Here is a 15,758-nt window from a genome sequence, read left to right as displayed (position 1 = left end):
GTGCCCTTTCCCATGCCCGCCGATCCCCTCCTGCCCTTCTTCAAGCAGCGCGGCTGGAAGCCATTTCCTTTCCAAAAGGAGACCTGGAAAGCCTACGCCGCCGGCAAATCCGGCCTGCTCCACGCCCCCACCGGTCAGGGAAAGACCCTCGCCGTCTGGCTGGGTCCCGTCGCGGAGGCCCTGAAGGAAAAGCCTGACGGCTGCTCCGTCGTCTGGCTCACGCCGCTTCGGGCCCTTGCCCAAGACACCCTCCGTTCCCTCCGCGAGCCACTCGAAATCCTCGCCCCCCAGCTCCAGGTCGAGGCCCGCACCGGCGACACCACCTCCGCCGTCAAAGCGCGCCTGCGCAAGCGCCTCCCCTTCGGCCTCGTCACCACCCCGGAGAGCCTCTCGCTGATGCTCACCCACGAGGACACGCGCGAAAAACTCGCCGGCCTCCGCGCGGTCATTGTCGATGAATGGCACGAGCTCCTCGGCACCAAGCGCGGCGTGCAGACCGAACTCTGCCTCGCCCGCCTCCGGGCATGGTTCCCCGATCTGAAAATCTGGGGCCTCTCCGCCACCCTCGGCAATCTCGACCAAGCCCGCGATGTCCTCCTCGGCACCGCCGCTCCCGGTGCCGTCACCGTTTCCGCCGACCTGAAAAAGGAGATCCGCATCGACACCCTCATCCCGAAGGAAATCGACCGCTTCCCGTGGTCCGGCCACCTCGGCACCCGCCTTGCCCGGCAGGTCGTGAAGGAGCTCGAAAAGGCCAACTCCACCCTCCTCTTCACCAATACCCGCTCCCAGACCGAGCTGTGGTTCCAGGAGCTGCTCACGCTCAAGCCCGATTGGCAGGACGTGATCGCCATGCACCACGGCTCGCTCGACCGCGCCGAGCGCGAAAAGGTCGAGCAAGGCCTCCGCGAAGGCCGCATGCGCTGCGTCGTCTGCACCTCATCGCTGGATCTCGGCGTCGATTTCTCCCCCGTCGATCAAGTCCTCCAAGTCGGCTCGCCAAAGGGCATCGCCCGCCTGCTCCAGCGCGCCGGCCGCTCCGGCCACCAGCCCGGGAAAATCTCCCGCGTCCTCTGCGTCCCCACCCACGCCATGGAGCTGGTGGAATTCGCCGCCGCCCGCGACGCCGCCCGCGCCCGCCACATCGAGGCCCGCCGCCCGCTCCTCAAGCCGCTCGATGTCCTCGTCCAGCACCTCGTCACCTGCGCCATCGGCGAGCCCTTCGAGCCGGACGCCATGCGGCGGGAAATCCAGTCCACCCACGCCTACCGCGACCTCACCGATACCGAGTGGGACTGGTCCCTCGGCTTCATCTCCAGCGGCGGCCGCGCCCTCGCCGCCTACCCCCGCTATCAAAAGGCCCGCCTCGAAAACGGCCGCTTCATCGTCGATGACAAGCGCCTCATCCAACAGCACCGACTCTCGATCGGTACCATCTCCGCCGATGCCCATGTCAGCGTCCGCTTCGCCAGCGGCCAGACGCTCGGCACCGTGGAGGAGGGTTTCATCAGTCGTTTGAAACCCGGCGACCTGCTGATCTTCGCCGGCCGCAAATTGGAACTCATCCGCTTCCACCAACGCATCGCCACCGTCCGCGCCGCCAAGCGCGATGCCAAAGGGAACGTCGCCATCTGGGGTGGCAACAAGATGCCGCTCTCCTCCGAACTCGCCCACGCCACCGCCGCCCGCCTCCGTGGCGAAGGTCCTCCGTCACCGGAGATGAAGGCCGTCGCCCCCATTCTGGAAATCCAGCGCCGCTGGTCCGCCCTCCCGGACGACCGCACCCTCGTGGTCGAACACGCCCGCACCCGCGAAGGTGAACACTTGTTTGTTTACCCCTTGGCGGGTCGCTTGGTCCACGAAGGACTGGGTGCCCTGATGGCCTACCGTCTTCGTTTAAATCAGAGTGTCACCGTCACACAAAACGACTACGGCTTCTGCCTGACCGCCAAGCGCGGCCTGCACCTCAGCGAGGAAATCATTCGCTTGAATCTAACGATTGAAAATCTGTTGGGAGACGTGATCGCCTGTCTCAACACCGCGGAATTGGCTCGCCGCCAGTTCCACCAAGTCGCCCGCGTCGCCGGCCTCATTCTCCAGCAACTCCCCGGCCGCCAGCAACGGGGCCAACGGGAGCTTCAATCAAGCTCACGACTCCTTTTCGAGGTACTGGAACGCTACGACCCCGAGAATCTCCTACTTCTCCAATCCCAGCGGGAAATTTTAGAGAAGCAGCTAGAATTCAGTCGACTCCGTGATTCCCTTCTCGATCTCCAGCAACGCCCCATACGATTGATTGAAACCGAGCACCTGACCCCGATGGCATTCCCCCTTTGGGCCGAACAATTCTTCGCCACCATGCCCGGCGGCGACGCCGCCACTCAACTCGAACAGATGCTTCAAGAGCTCGAACAAGCCGCCAATTCGTGATTCTCAACCACTTCAATCAAACGCTGGAACTGCTCCCCGGAAAGGCCGTCCTCCTTCCCGACCGCACACTCGTCGTCGCCGACCTCCACCTCGGCAAAGCGACTGCGTTTCAAGCGAAAGGTCTCGCCATCCCCGAGGGCGACAGCGGCGCGGATCTGAACCGATTGGGAACAATATGTGAACAAGTCTGCGCCACCCGGATTGTGATCAATGGCGACCTCTTTCATTCCCCCGCCGGGCTTTCCAGCGAGATCGAACGTTTGCTGGAAACGTGGTTATACACAATCGGCCTGCCGTTCCAGCTCGTGATCGGAAACCACGATCGAAAACTCCATCGCCTTCCTGACTGGCTGAATGCCGTCCCATCCATCGAGCACTCCGGAGTCCATCTCGTCCACGATCCCGCCGACGCACCGGAAGGCGTCCCGGTCGTCGCCGCCCACTGGCACCCCGTCGCCAAGATCGCGGACGGCAAGCGCACCTCCCTCCGCCTCCCCTGCTTCCTCCTCCGCCGGAACATCCTCGTCCTCCCCTCCTTCGGCACGTTCACCGGCGGTGCCATCGTCGACCGGGAGGAAGGCGACCGGCTGTTCGTCGCGCCCGCCGACCGGGTCATCGAGGTCCCGGAGAAGCTCCTGCGGTAGGGCGGCTGGAAAGTCCCGCCTTGATCCTTCGACCGGCCTTTCCCTAGCTTGGGCACCCTATGGCCCGGTTCCTCTCCCTTCTCGCCGCCGTGTCCGCCCTTGGCCCCCACCTAGCCGTGGGAGTCGAGCCTCCCGTTCCCCCAGCCCAGGAAAAGACCGAAAAACCGGCCTACGACCGCCGTGCCTACGATGAGCGCAATGAAGCCCTGCGCCGCCTGCTCGCCGAGAGCAAGGAGCTTTCCCGACGTGTGATGGAGGATCAAAAGCGCGGCAGGACCGGAAACACCAAGGAAGCCATGACCCGGCTCGTGGAACTGCAACGCGAGATCCAGCGCCTGGAGGACGCGCAGATAGAAGAAAACCGGAAGTTCCAAGCAGCAGAGTCGGACAAATCTGCCGTCCCTCAGGATGCCGACAGCGAACTTCTGGCAGATCCGTCGAACCTCTACTTCGAAGGCTGGCTGCTTTCTCGCGATGCCGAGAAGTTGAAAACGGAAGGCAAGGTCACAGACAGTCGTCAGAAGCTAGAGCGGGCGCTTAAGCTTTTCGAGCAGGTCGCCAGCAACAACCCTGACTGGAAGCCGGAGATGGTGAAAGGGCGGCTCAAGCAAACGAAAGAGGTCCTTTCTTCGCTTCCTCAAAAAGACAATTGAGCCTCACAAAGGCGTGGCCGCCGGCGGCGGGACGTACGACTCGCGTGCCTGGCGGACTTGGTCGTGGTGGGCATTCGCCCACTCCACCAGTGGATCGATCCTTGCCAGCAACGACCGGCCCAGATCCGTCAGGCAGTATTCCACCTTCGGCGGCACGGTCGGATAGACCGTCCTCAAGACGTAGCCATCCTTCTCCAGAGTCCTCAGCGTCTGGGAAAGCATCCGCTGCGAAATATCGCCGATCGCCCGCTTCACTTCCGTGAACCGCAGCGTCTTTGGCGCGATCACGAGCAGGACAAGCAGGCTCCATCGATCGCCGATACGATCCAGCACATCCCGGACCGGACACTTGCACGCGAGGTCCGACCCCGGGGCCACAGGTGGAAAAGGCAGGCTCATGGCAGTTACTCCAAAGTAACCGGGTTCCAAAAAAAGCCCCTCTTGCGGCACCTCGGGAACTCGGTATCGAATAGGAACCAAGCATCCCAGCGATGCTACATCAACCCGAATCCTACCCACCATGATTGCCATCACCGGAGCCACCGGCCAGCTCGGCCGCCTCGTCATCGACCACCTCTTGAACCGCCTGCGTCCCGACCAGGTGGTCGCCCTCGTCCGCGACCCGGTGAAGGCAACCGACCTCGCCGGCCTCGGCATCACGGTGCGTCAGGCAGACTACGATGACCCCGCCACGCTTGAAGCCGCGCTGTCCGGCGTGGAGAAACTCCTCCTGATTTCATCCAACGAGGTCGGCAAGCGCCTCAGCCAGCACCGCAACGTCATCGATGCCGCCAAAGCCGCAGGAGTGAAGTTCCTGACCTACACCAGCGTGCTCCACGCGGATCGCTCGCTGCTCGGCCTCGCCGACGAGCACCGGCAGACGGAGGACTACCTGTCAGCCTCCGGCCTCCCCTTCGCGCTCCTCCGCAATGGCTGGTACACGGAAAACTACACCGCCTCGATTCCCTCGGCACTCGCCCACGGAGCCTTGGTGGGCGGCGCGGGTAGTGGCCGCATCTCCTCCGCAGCACGGGCGGACTATGCGGAAGCCGCGGCCGTCGTTCTCGCCAGCCCCGTCGAGCCGGGCCAGATTTTCGAGCTGGCGGGAGACGAGGCCTACACCCTCGCCGGGCTCGCCGCGGAGCTCTCCCGGCAAAGCGGCAAGGAGATCCCCTACCGCGATCTGCCGGAAGCGGACTATCGCGAATTCCTCCTGAAAGCCGGTTTGCCAGAGCACTTCGCAGCACTCCTCGCAGACAGCGATGCAGCCGCATCTCGCGGGGCTCTCTTTGATGACGATCGCCAGCTCGGCACGCTGCTCGGACGCCCCACCACCCCGCTTTCCGAGTCCGTCAGACTCGCCCTCGGAAGCATTTGAATCCCAAAGCCATCGGGCATTGCGCGCGACCCGGGATGACCATGTGATTACGAGGGATTTGCAAGCCCCCGGAAACCCTCTAACGGTCCGGATTTCCCCCTTGCTGCGGAGCGCGGGCTTTCCTAGCGTGCGCGCCCTATGAGTCGGAGCCGCTTCCGTTTTCCCGGCCGCGCCGGATTGTTAGCCTGTGCCATCGGCATGGCCGGACTCTCCGCGACCGCACAGGAACAGCCCGGCCCGATCCAGCCCGGCCCACTCACGCCGAGCAAGGAAGCACCGTCGAATTTCGACCCCTCCGACGTCTATTTCCAAGGCTGGCTGCTATCTCGCGATGCCGAGAAATTGCAGGGCGAGAAGAAGTATGCGGACGCCTTGGAGAAGCTGCTTCGTGCCCGCGAGCTCTTTGGCAAGGTCTCCTCCTACTACCCGCTCTGGAAGCCGGAGATGGTCACCGGACGCCGCACCCAGACCCAGGAGACCATCGATAGCGTCGGCCCCCTCGCGCTTGAGGAAAACAAACGCAAGAACCAAGCAATCGCCGAACTCGAAGGCGGAGCCAAGACCGGCGTGATCGAGGGCGAAGCCCCCCGCCCGCTGAACAATGGCATCCCGGCCGCTCCCGTGCAGCCTGCTCGTGAAGTCGAGACTCTGGAGACCCGGAGAATCGCCGAGCTTGAAAGCCGTGTGAAGGAGCTGGAGTCCGACTTGGCCGACTCGAACAAGAGCCAGGGTCAGAATCAGAACCAAACTCCGAACCCGAATGCAGCCGACCGCGAAGCATCCGCCGCCCGCGATATGGCGAGGCAGCGCGATCTCGCCCAAGCCGAACGCAAGCGCGCCTTGGATGAACTCGCGCAGCTCCGCTCCCGCTTCGCCGAGCAGCCGATGCAGGACGAGTTGAAAAGCATCAACGGCAAGCTGCAGGAGTCCGAACGCCAACGCGCAGCCGTGACCCAGGCGCTCTCCCAAAGCCAAAAGGAAACGCGCGATGCCCGTGCCCAGACCGACGCCCTGAATGTCGAGCGTGGTCGCCTCGCCCAAAAGGCCGCCGACCTGGAACGCAACTTGGAACAGGAGCGCAAGGTCCAGAACGACGTCATCGCCGGCCAGCAGAAGCAGCTTCGCGCGATGCAGGACGAACTTCGCGCCAAGAACGACGAACTCGCCCGCGCCAATCAGAAGATCGCCGGCCTCGAAAGCAGCCTCGCTTCCTTGAAGAAGGACGTCGATGCGCTGCGCGAAGAACGCGATGGCCTGCTTCGCGAGCGCGATCAGATGAAAGCCCTGCTCGCCAGCGAGGATGGCGACCGGATTCAAAAGGTCATCGATCAGAACATGGATCTCGCCCACCAGTTGCGGGATGCCAAGGAAGCCATCGAGCGCCTCAACAAGGATCACAACGCCACCCAGGACGAGCTGATCGAGGCCATGCGCGACCTTGCCCTGGCGAAGGACAACATCAACGCCTTCAAGCGCGACAAGGCCGCCCAGGACCAGCGGATCGAGGAACTTGAACGCCGCCTGCGTACCGAAACGGCCGCCCTTTCCGCCAAGGGTGCCGATCCCGCGGAGTCGGAAATGCTACGGGGCATCATCCAAAAGCAGCTCCGGATTCAAGAGCGTCGCCGTCAATCCGCCGAGCTCTTGGTCGACGTCGTGGGCGACAAGGCCGAGAAGGATGAGAAGATCAAGGAAGCCCTCGACCTCTTCAAGGGCTCCGAGTTGGCGCTCAGCCCGCAGGAAATGGAACTCGTGAAGGACCGCGGCCATCGCGTCGATGATGAGTTCGTCTTCTCAGGCAGTCGCCCGCAGTCGGAAGTCGATGCCAGCATCGCCGAACTCGAAGGCGGCAACCGTCCCTACATCGACGCTGCCACCCGCGCCTTCGTGGCCGGCCGCTATCAATCCTGTCGCGAGCTCTTCGAAATGGTGCTCGATCACAACCCGGGCGACACCGGCACCATGTGCATGCAAGGCGTGGTCCAGCTGAAACTCAGCGACCCTGCCGAAGCCGCCAAGGCCTTCCGCAACGCCACCGTCATCGACAGCAACAACCCGTACGCCCACCGCATGCTCGGTTACTCGCTGATGCAGACCGGCGACTACGCGGAGGCTCAGGAAGCCCTCAAGCGCAGCGTGACACTCGCCCCGACCCATGCCGAAGGCCGGGTCGTGCTCGGCAAGCTCTGCTTCGACATGGGTCAGGAAGACGAAGCTGAAAAGGAATTCAAGGCGGCGATCGATTTCAACGACGCCATGCCTGATCCCTACTTCAACCTCGCCTTCCTCTACGCCAAGCAGGGCAAGAAGAAGCAGGGACTTGAGTTCTACCACAATGCCCTCGAGCGCGGCGCGGCACCGGATCTCGCCCTCGAAAAGCGGCTGGCGAAGTAGTCCGCGGGCTCTCCCGTTAGGCGAAAGTAAAAGTCGCCGCCCGGATGTGAAGGAAAGGTAAAGTTCCTCGCCCTTGAGGCGGGATTGGGGCTTCGGTGACACCGTGAAAAAGCTCCTCCTTCTCGCTGTCACCGCCCTCCCCGCCGCAGCCCAGGTGCCCGTGCAGGCCCCCGCCGAAGCGGCCACCGTGCAAACGCGCAGGGCGGGCAATCAGCTCGTTCTCGATGTCCAGGACCCGGGCAATCACGCCTGGCGCGTCCAGACTTCGGATCACCTTGGCGACTGGACCAATGGAGCCACCTACCGGGTCTTCAATGGCTCCCTGAGCATTCCCATGCCCCTCAATGGCTCGCGGCGCTTTTTCCGCCTGAACTCCGACGAAGCCGGCACCGTTTCCTCGGATGCGGACTCAGCCCTGCTCCTGCCGGCGACCTTCTTCAACTACGCGAATCCCACCCTGCCCGCCCACCTGCTGGCACCGCCCATCGTGGCCCAGGACAATACCCCGGCCAACAACGCCACCACCAACGCCGGTGCCACCCTCGGCCGCGCACTCTTCTACGACAAGCGGCTCTCGGCCAATCAGACCATCTCCTGCGCCTCATGCCATCAGGCCGCCCACGGCTTCTCGGATCCGAAGACATTCAGCGTCGGCTTCGCCGGCGGCCTGACCGGTCGCAACTCGATGGGACTCACCAGCGCGAAGTACTACCTCCGCGAACACTACTTCTGGGACGAGCGCGCCGCGACGCTCGAAGACCAAGTACTCCAGCCGATTCAAAACAGCGTCGAGATGGGCATGACCCTCGATCTGTTGGTCACACGACTGTCAGCCGAACCCTTCTACGCCGAGCTGTTCGCCGACGCCTTCGGAACACCCGCCGTGACCAGCGACCGCATCTCGAAGGCGCTCGCACAGTTCGTCCGCTCGATCATTTCCAGCCGCTCGAAGTATGACCTGGGGGTCCCCAACTTCAACAACTTCACCGCCCAGGAGAACCAGGGGCGCGCCATCTTCAATGGCGCCGGCAACTGCAACGCCTGCCACGGCAGCGATAACTTCGTGCCCGGCAACCTCATCTTCAACAACGGCCTCGAGAACCCCTACATCGACAAGGGCGTTGGCGCGATCAGTGGCCGGATCCAGGATGAAGGACTCTTCAAGGTGCCGTCGCTGCGAAATATCGAACTCACCGCGCCCTACATGCACGACGGTCGCTTCGCCACGCTCGAGCAAGTCGTCGAATTCTATAACAGCGGCGTGGTGAACCACCCGAACCTCTCCGCCCCGCTCCGCAATCCCCCCGGCGGCCCCAACGGCGGACAACCCCGCCGCCTCAACCTGACCAACGCCCAGAAGGCCGCCCTCGTCGCCTTCCTCAAGACCCTCACCGATACCACGGTGACCACCGACGAGAAATTTCAGGATCCCTTCCGCTATCAAGCGCAGTGATTTTGACTGCTTTCCCCGTCCCAACAGAAAGGCGCGGAGGCATCCCCCTCCGCGCCTTTCAAATTTGAATCCAAAAGTGATCAGCTGCCGGGAAAGGATCGCCTCGGCATCCTTCCCGGATCTCGGATGCAGCGGATCAATCCTCCCCCGGCCTTGAACCAACGTTCAAGCGCGAGCCAAGCTCGGCAACTTCCCTCCGGCATCTTTCCACGTATCTCCCCGTGGCCGAGTCCAGATCCACGACCCAATCTTCCACCAACCGGCCCTCCTCACCCCATCGCTGCAGGGCGACTGTCGCACCAAACTCGACTTCCTTTTCCAGCATCCTTTCTCCGTTCGGGTAGTACTCTTTTACCAACCCATCCACGCGCCCCCATTTGAAGCACGCCTCTCTCCGCAGCACTCCATTCTGATGCCAATCCTTGGAGATGCCGTCTGGAAAGCCGTCTCGGAATTCATGTTCATAGGCAATGATTCCATCGTCATGCAACGCGAAGAGAATGCCGCTGAAGGGCACCCCCTCAAAAAGGACCATGTCGTCACCTAATTCGCAGTCTTCAATGTCGACCCTCTTCACTGGCCACCACTGAACAGAATCCCATCACACTCGTAACGCTCATATTCTCCCGGTTCGACGAGCTCATGATCGCAGGCCGCGAAAAGCCTGAGGCCTTCCAGCATTGCAGAGCTGTTAGTCGACAGCGGAGCACCTCCCCATCCCACAAAAAAAGGCGCGGAGGCTCTCACCTCCGCGCCCTTTCAAATTTGAATTCAGAAGCGATCAGCCGCCGTACGACGACTCGACGCGTTGGGCCACGTCACGATAGCCGTAGTCGACTTCGTAGATCTGCTTGAAGGCATCGAGCGCGCCTTGCTTGTCGCCCATCTGCTCGTGAATCAGGCCCTTCTCGTAAAGGACTTCCTTCTTCACGTTGTCCATGCCGACAAGGTCGCCGAGCGCGTCGGCGAGCTGCTTGGCAGCCATGTCGAGCATGCCCTTCTCCTTGAAGGTCCGGCCGAGCAGCAGCAGCACCTTCGACTGGATGTGCGGGTTGCGCTTGGCCTGCTGGAGGTGAGGGATGGCATTGCTGTAGTCGCCGGCATTGAAATAAGCCTGACCCAGCTGATAGCGGAGCGTCGGGTCGGTCGGGTTGGCGTCGACGCGAGCCTTGGCTTCCTCAACCATTTCGGCGACGCGGGACGACTTGCGCTCGGCAAGCATGGCCTGGACTTCCGGGTCGTCGGGATTGGAAGCGGCACGCGCTTCCAGATCCTTGAGCTGCTGCTCCTCCATCTTGTCCTTCATGTGGCCGGCCTTGGTCTGCAGCGCCACGTCACCGTTGCTGAGGCTGAAGCCCCACGAGTAGAAGGTATGCGAGTTGGACCAGTCTTCGAGCTGCTCGAAGATGCTGGCCAGATCCTTGACGATCGGAAGCTGGTTCGGATCCTCGTTGTACTTCAGGATGAGACGATCGCGGCGATCTTCGAGCTGATCGCGGGTCAGACCGGTCTTGCCGGCGGCATCGAGCTCGGCAGCCTCACCCTTGTTGCGCGCAAGGTCCGCCATGCTGGCGGTTTCACTCCAGCCGCCCTTTTGCATCGAGGCACGGGCGGTGCAGTCCTTCTCACCCTTGATCGCGACCGAGTCGGTCGGGTGATGCTTGATGATGTCGCGGTAGACCTCGGCAGCCTTCGCCGGATCCTCACGGTGAAGGTAGAATTCGGCGAGCTTGTGAAGCAGCTTGGATTCCTCCGGATGGCCCTTGCGAACGGTCTCCAGCGCGAAGGCGGCACTATCCGGCAGCCCCATTGCGTTGAAGGCTTCGAAAAGCAAATCGTTGGCTTCCGGGTTGTAGGGATCCTTCTCCAGTTCCTCCTCGATCATCACGAGGGAGGCGGCGGGATCCTTCTTCACTTGGCTGGCGACCTTCATGAGGCCCACGCCACCGGTCTTGAAACCGAAGACCTTGGCAGTCTTCTTCGGGCCGCCGGTGTGGAGGTGCTCGCAATGCCGGAGCGCCTGGCGCCCGACAAGGAAGGTTGGAGCATCCTTCAGGATGCTTTGCAGCAGCTTGATGGCGTAGCCGTAATTATTGGTCTGAACGGCACTGCGGGCCTTCAGATACAGGGCCTTCACGTTCGGTGGAAGGTCCGCTTCGTTCATTTCAGGCATGGAGCTAAAATTGCGAGGTTTTTGATAGTTTCCGGGCGTCTCCGGAGTTCTGCGCGACAAACTGAGACCCGTTCCCGGATTTTGGCAAGTCCCGGAATACAAAGGGCCGCAGAATGCATCTCTGCGGCCCCTGTGAATCGATTTTTCGCCGTTATTCAGCGATTCTTAACGAAGCCCTTCGGACGGCTGGAAACGCGATGCGGAGCCTGCACCTGCTCTTCCACCACCGGCACCGGCGCAGCGTTCTTCGCCTTGCCAGAGGTAGCCGGCTTGCCCAGCGCTTCCTTGGTCGGCAGCACGCCTGGACCATCGATGAATTCGCGGTTTTCGTCGTCGAACTTGTAGCGGGAGTCAACGTCCGCCTGACCGTCATAGAGCGTGCCCTTGTCGTTGATGATCTTCGGCTGGATGAAGACGAGCAGCTCCTCGCGGTCGGTCTCGTTCGTCGTCGAACCAAAAATCCCCCCGATGTAAGGGATCTGGCTGAGCAGCGGGATCCCCGAGCGCTTCTGGTTGTTGCGTGTGGTGATCAAGCCACCGAGCACGATCGTCTCGTTGTTCGGCACGGTGACCGTCGTCAGCAACTCGCGGGTGGAAATGGTCGGCACCTCGCCGACCCCTTCGATCACCTGGCTGCCCACGACTTCGTCATTCAGCACCGAGATCTGGAGCGTGACTTCATCCGGCGAGTTCACCAGCGGGGTCACTTCCAGATCGAGCACCACGTCGCGGTAGTCGATGTTGGTGCTCTGGCCGGTGGTGCCGCTGTTGAAGCTGTTGGTCGGCACTGCGATCTGTTGACCGCTGCGGATCCGGCCCGTCTGGTTGTTCGCCATGAACACGGTCGGACGGGCAACGATGTTGAACTTGGTGGTCGCCTGCAGCGCTTGAAGGTAAAGATTCAGGTAAGGACCGATCTTCCCGTAGAGGCCGAGGCCAGCCGTCGCGGCAAGGTCGCCGGGATCGAAGGCGCTGCCATCGAGCGGCAGGGTCGGACCCGCGCCACTGCCCCCGCGACCGCCGATCTTGTTGTCGCCGCGGCTTTCCACTTCGCGGAGGAAATCCAGACCGTAGTTCAGGTCATCGTTCAGTTGGAGCTGTCCGAAGATGCAGGAAATCATCACCTGCTCGGCCTTCACGTCGATCTCGTCGAGCAGTTGGCCAATCACCTCCAGGCTCGCTGGCGGACCTTGGACCACCAGTGAGTTGGTAATGTTGTCCGCCACCAGCAAGGTGCGTCCGACAAGCTGGGCAGTCGGGGCGTTGTTGACGAGGGTGTCACCGCTGGCACCGCCACCGGCACTACCGCCACCACTGCCACCGCCACTACCGCCGAAGCCGTTGCTGCCACTGCCGCTTTGACTGCTACCGAAGCCGTTGCTGCTGCCGCTGCTTCCCGAGCGGCTGCTACCACTGCTGCGAGAAGAGGAAGCCTGGTTGGTGCGGGAATTGTTGCCACCACCACCGCCGCCGAAGTTCGCGCCGGAGCGACCGCCGCCCTGCGTGCCACCGGTAGCGCCGCCTTGGTTATTCGAACCACCGAACGCACGCTGCAGGGCCTGCTCGGCCACCGGCAGGAAGTCCGCCACGGCCAGGAACTTCAGCTTGCGGCGCAGGTAGTTGCGCGTGTCGGTCGGCGTGTCAAAGCCTGCCACGAGGCTTTCCACGAAGACGATGTCCACCGGTCGTCCCATCGCGAAGATCTGGTTGGTCCGCGGGCTCGGCACGATCTGGATCGGCACATCTTCCCCCGCCCCGCCGCCTTCACCACCCGTCACCCCCGGCACCGCTGCTGGAACGGCGCCGCCCGGTGCTACCACCGGTGCAGGAGCCCCGTTCTGGACGCGCTGCACGCCGGCCGTGCTCTGCTGCTGGTTGTTGGTGTTGAGAATCTCGTTGAGGATCTCGGAAAGCTCCTGCACGTCCGCGTACTGGACCTTGATGAACTTCGTGCCGACATCGCTCTTCGGCACGTCGATCACGTCCTGAAGCTCGATCAGGCGGCGGATCAGCGAGGACTTCTCCGTGATGAGGACGCACGCCGCATTCGGCACCGCGGCCACCGAGCCGAAGTTTCCGAACTGCTTCACGACCGCAGTGAAGGTTCGCACCACCTCATCCGGCTTGATGTGCTTCAGCTGCATCACATAGGTGACGACCTCCTCACCCTCCGGCAGGTCCGCGGCATCGGTCACGGTGCGCAGGTGCTCGCCACCCGGGGTAGCGACGTTCTGCGAATAAACCAGCCGGTCGTGATTCTCGCCGGACGGGATGAAAACGAATCCTTCCATCACCGCGGCCACCTTGAGCAGTTCCGCGGCTTCCCCGTAGGTGATCGGACCCTGCTGCACGAACCGGAACTCGGCCGTGATCGCGGCGTTGCTCACGGTCACGCGGCGGCCGGTCAGCTCGGAGTAGATTTCCGCCAGACGCTCGCCATTGATCTTTGGTTCGAGATAGCCTTCCTGTTTGATCGACCTCGGATCAGGCGTTTTCAAACCCGCTTGCTGGGCGGCCGGGATGGCACCCGGTTGCACGGGAGCCCCGGCCGGTGGCGGCGGTGGCACTTGGGCTAGCGCGGTCCCGGTAGCGATCAGGCCGGCGAGGAGGAAATGCGATTTGGACAACATTGGAGAAACTTAGCGGTTGGAACGGCCTGAGGAGTGCGGAGCGGGAGGCAGAACAGGTGGGTGCGACGGGCGTTTGACTGGATTGCCCGGCTGTGGGGCGGGCGGAACAACTGCAGGATTGGGAGGCAGCACGGGCTGGCCTGATGGACGGTTTCCGCCGGCCGGCGCTGCCGGGGCGGTTGGAGCGAGCAACGTGTCGCTGAACTTCATCGTCGCGCTATTGCTACCGGACGAGATCAGCACGGTGGTGTCCTTCCAGTTCGTCTTGTCGAATTCAACCTTCTCGACCTTGAAACTGCCGGGCGCGCCGGGATTGAGCCACTTCATCTCGTCCTTCGTGCTGTGGACGGTGCCGCGTGGCTTGATGACCTGGGTCTCGCCTTGGTTCTTCGTGTTCACCAGCGTGACCATGTAGCCGCCCTCGACCTCGGAAACGCCACCGAGCGCCCAATCATTGAGGGGATCGGGGGCGTCATGGACGGGCGGAAGCGGTGGATTGGTGAACGGCGACTTCAACCAAAGGTGCGAATGCCCTTTGTCCGCCGGCGGCTCGGCAAGCACGGTCCCGGACGCGATCACGCCGACCAAGAGGAAATGCGATTTCGACAACATGGGAGAAAGTTAGCGATTTTGACGGCCCGAGGAGTTCGGAGCGGGCGGCAGCACGCGCTGGCGAGGCGGGCGGTTTCCTTGCTGGTTGTTGCCACCACCTTGCTGCTGGGGAGCCACCACGGCAGGATTGGGCGGCAGCACCGGCTGACCGGGCTGCTGGACTTGCGGCACTTGCTGGCCGGGTTGGGGCTGCCCCGGTTGACCGGGCTGACCTGGCGGACGGTTTCCGCCCGGCGCGGCCGCCGCGGCGGTCGGAGCCATTTGCTTGTCGTCAAATTTCATCGTCCCCTTCTTGTCGCCGACCGAGACCATCACGATGGTGTCTTTCCAGCTCTTCTTGCCGAACTCGACCTTGTCGACCTTGAAGCTGCCGGGCGCGCCGGGGTTGATCCACTTCATCTCGTCCTTCGTGCTGTGGACGGTACCGCGCGGCTTGATCACCTGGGTCTCACCCTGGTTCTTCTTGTTCACCAGGGTCACCATGTAACCGCCCTCGACCTCCGAGACGCCACCGAGCGCCCAGTCTTCGAATGTGGTATCTTCCCGATGCTCCGCCGTGACGACCGGCTTGGTCGTGAAGGGCGAGTTCTGGGAAAGGTGCAGATAGCTGGTCACCGGCTTTTTCACCGGCGGTCCCGCGGCAAAGGCGGTCGTCCCAGCAAGAAGGAGCGTCAGAAAAGCGATCGTTTTCATTGGGTCGGCGGTTTGATGGCTTCGGGGGCCGAATCGGTATCGGACTCGGGCGCGGGAGCTGCTTCCGGTGCCGGGGCGGCATCCGGGCTTGGCTCAGGCGTATCGGAAGGCGTGGCATCGGAGCCCTCGGTCACGGGCACATACCATTGTTCCACATCGACGGTGGCATCGATCAGCGTGTCGTCCTTTGCATCCGGCTGGAGGCGCAGGGCGGTCACCGCCTTGAATTGATCCGGCATCTGCAGGCGATCCAGCCAGCGGTAGAGCGAGTCCTCACGGCCGCTCACCTTGTACTGCAACTTCGCACGGTGGAAATGCGCCCCCGTCTCGTCGTTCGGCTTGAAATCCTTCTTCTCGACCGTCAGCTGGTGGGTACCCGCCTGATTCGTCGCGTAGGTCTCCAGTTCCGTCGCCACAAGCTGGCCGGCCTTCGGGCTCGGCATCTTGTTGTTCAGCCAGGTCATTTCCTCCCCCACGGTCTCGTAGTTGCCAGCCGCCGCCTCGGCGTGCTGCACCTCAGCTTCCGCAGCGATCAGATTGTTGGAAATCTTCAGCTTCTGCTTCTGGAACCAGGAGATGACGAAGAAATTGACCAGCAGGAACGCCGCAAGGCCGAAGAATAGCACCAGTTTTCTTTCGCGGTCGCTCATGAAAGGTCGGAACGGGAGGAAAATGCCGCCGGAAGGGAATCTTGTCGG

At 62.7% G+C, this 15,758-nt stretch carries 13 protein-coding genes; 6 read left to right on the top strand and 7 right to left on the bottom strand.

Annotated features, from left to right (window positions below; genetic code table 11):
* The first annotated feature begins 12 nt into the window (after nucleotides 1–12).
* Genes WKV53_RS05405 through WKV53_RS05395 form a run of 3 tightly spaced genes read left to right on the top strand, consistent with a single transcriptional unit; the run spans nucleotide 13 to nucleotide 3,727 of the window.
* The gene (locus WKV53_RS05405; protein ID WP_341403334.1) at nucleotides 13–2,430 is read left to right on the top strand and encodes a ligase-associated DNA damage response DEXH box helicase; all 2,418 of its coding nucleotides are present in this window, start codon (nucleotides 13–15) and stop codon (nucleotides 2,428–2,430) included.
* Nucleotides 2,427–3,074, top strand: coding sequence for a ligase-associated DNA damage response endonuclease PdeM (pdeM, locus tag WKV53_RS05400; protein WP_341403333.1), 648 nt, complete (start codon nucleotides 2,427–2,429; stop codon nucleotides 3,072–3,074). The genes WKV53_RS05405 and pdeM overlap by 4 nt, the downstream gene beginning before the upstream one ends.
* Nucleotides 3,075–3,133: 59 nt before the next feature.
* The gene (locus tag WKV53_RS05395; RefSeq protein ID WP_341403332.1) at nucleotides 3,134–3,727 is read left to right on the top strand and encodes a hypothetical protein; all 594 of its coding nucleotides are present in this window, start codon (nucleotides 3,134–3,136) and stop codon (nucleotides 3,725–3,727) included.
* A 3-nt stretch (nucleotides 3,728–3,730) separates the two neighbouring features.
* On the opposite strand, the gene WKV53_RS05390 is transcribed toward WKV53_RS05395, so the two are convergent.
* Nucleotides 3,731–4,126 carry a winged helix-turn-helix transcriptional regulator gene (locus WKV53_RS05390; protein WP_341403331.1) on the bottom strand — a complete coding sequence of 132 codons (396 nt, stop codon included), beginning with the start codon at nucleotides 4,124–4,126 and terminating at the stop codon, nucleotides 3,731–3,733.
* Nucleotides 4,127–4,247: 121 nt separating this feature from the next.
* On the opposite strand from WKV53_RS05390, the gene WKV53_RS05385 reads away from it, so the two are divergent.
* From WKV53_RS05385 to WKV53_RS05375, 3 genes are all read left to right on the top strand, one after another.
* Nucleotides 4,248–5,105, top strand: a complete 858-nt coding sequence (locus tag WKV53_RS05385) for an SDR family oxidoreductase (protein ID WP_341403330.1) — start codon at nucleotides 4,248–4,250, stop codon at nucleotides 5,103–5,105.
* Nucleotides 5,106–5,243: 138 nt separating this feature from the next.
* A complete protein-coding gene (locus WKV53_RS05380; RefSeq protein WP_341403329.1) occupies nucleotides 5,244–7,499 on the top strand; it encodes a tetratricopeptide repeat protein in 2,256 nt (751 codons plus the stop codon).
* 103 nt (nucleotides 7,500–7,602) lie between these two features.
* Nucleotides 7,603–8,952: a cytochrome-c peroxidase gene (locus WKV53_RS05375; protein ID WP_341403328.1), complete on the top strand. Its 1,350-nt coding sequence runs from the start codon at nucleotides 7,603–7,605 to the stop codon at nucleotides 8,950–8,952.
* 136 nt (nucleotides 8,953–9,088) lie between these two features.
* Here WKV53_RS05375 and WKV53_RS05370 read toward each other — a convergent pair whose 3' ends face one another.
* The 6 genes from WKV53_RS05370 to WKV53_RS05345 form a co-directional block, all read right to left on the bottom strand.
* Nucleotides 9,089–9,529: a toxin-antitoxin system YwqK family antitoxin gene (locus WKV53_RS05370; protein ID WP_341403327.1), complete on the bottom strand. Its 441-nt coding sequence runs from the start codon at nucleotides 9,527–9,529 to the stop codon at nucleotides 9,089–9,091.
* A 204-nt stretch (nucleotides 9,530–9,733) separates the two neighbouring features.
* Nucleotides 9,734–11,116: a tetratricopeptide repeat protein gene (locus tag WKV53_RS05365; RefSeq protein ID WP_341403326.1), complete on the bottom strand. Its 1,383-nt coding sequence runs from the start codon at nucleotides 11,114–11,116 to the stop codon at nucleotides 9,734–9,736.
* A 164-nt stretch (nucleotides 11,117–11,280) separates the two neighbouring features.
* A complete protein-coding gene (locus WKV53_RS05360) occupies nucleotides 11,281–13,755 on the bottom strand; it encodes a type II secretion system protein GspD (RefSeq protein WP_341403325.1) in 2,475 nt (824 codons plus the stop codon).
* Nucleotides 13,756–13,764: 9 nt separating this feature from the next.
* Nucleotides 13,765–14,367 carry a hypothetical protein gene (locus WKV53_RS05355; protein ID WP_341403324.1) on the bottom strand — a complete coding sequence of 201 codons (603 nt, stop codon included), beginning with the start codon at nucleotides 14,365–14,367 and terminating at the stop codon, nucleotides 13,765–13,767.
* A gap of 9 nt (nucleotides 14,368–14,376) precedes the next feature.
* Nucleotides 14,377–15,060 carry a hypothetical protein gene (locus tag WKV53_RS05350; RefSeq protein WP_341403323.1) on the bottom strand — a complete coding sequence of 228 codons (684 nt, stop codon included), beginning with the start codon at nucleotides 15,058–15,060 and terminating at the stop codon, nucleotides 14,377–14,379.
* Nucleotides 15,057–15,710, bottom strand: a complete 654-nt coding sequence (locus tag WKV53_RS05345; RefSeq protein WP_341403322.1) for a hypothetical protein — start codon at nucleotides 15,708–15,710, stop codon at nucleotides 15,057–15,059. The genes WKV53_RS05350 and WKV53_RS05345 overlap by 4 nt, the downstream gene beginning before the upstream one ends.
* Nucleotides 15,711–15,758 lie beyond the last annotated feature (48 nt).

The sequence above is a fragment of the Luteolibacter sp. Y139 genome (assembly GCF_038066715.1).
GTDB classification, from domain to species: Bacteria; Verrucomicrobiota; Verrucomicrobiia; order Verrucomicrobiales; family Akkermansiaceae; genus Haloferula; species Haloferula soli.
The sequence above is the reverse complement of the archived record's forward strand: the minus strand, read 5'-3'. Positions and strand labels throughout refer to the sequence as shown.

Coding starts and splice junctions, on each gene's coding strand:
- WKV53_RS05405 (WP_341403334.1), top strand. CDS start 13: ATGCCCGCCGATCCCCTCCTGCCCTTCTTCAAGCAGCGCGGCTGGAAG.
- WKV53_RS05395 (WP_341403332.1), top strand. CDS start 3,134: ATGGCCCGGTTCCTCTCCCTTCTCGCCGCCGTGTCCGCCCTTGGCCCC.
- WKV53_RS05390 (WP_341403331.1), bottom strand. CDS start 4,126: ATGAGCCTGCCTTTTCCACCTGTGGCCCCGGGGTCGGACCTCGCGTGC.
- WKV53_RS05385 (WP_341403330.1), top strand. CDS start 4,248: ATGATTGCCATCACCGGAGCCACCGGCCAGCTCGGCCGCCTCGTCATC.
- WKV53_RS05380 (WP_341403329.1), top strand. CDS start 5,244: ATGAGTCGGAGCCGCTTCCGTTTTCCCGGCCGCGCCGGATTGTTAGCC.
- WKV53_RS05365 (WP_341403326.1), bottom strand. CDS start 11,116: ATGAACGAAGCGGACCTTCCACCGAACGTGAAGGCCCTGTATCTGAAG.
- WKV53_RS05360 (WP_341403325.1), bottom strand. CDS start 13,755: ATGTTGTCCAAATCGCATTTCCTCCTCGCCGGCCTGATCGCTACCGGG.
- WKV53_RS05355 (WP_341403324.1), bottom strand. CDS start 14,367: ATGTTGTCGAAATCGCATTTCCTCTTGGTCGGCGTGATCGCGTCCGGG.
- WKV53_RS05350 (WP_341403323.1), bottom strand. CDS start 15,060: ATGAAAACGATCGCTTTTCTGACGCTCCTTCTTGCTGGGACGACCGCC.
- WKV53_RS05345 (WP_341403322.1), bottom strand. CDS start 15,710: ATGAGCGACCGCGAAAGAAAACTGGTGCTATTCTTCGGCCTTGCGGCG.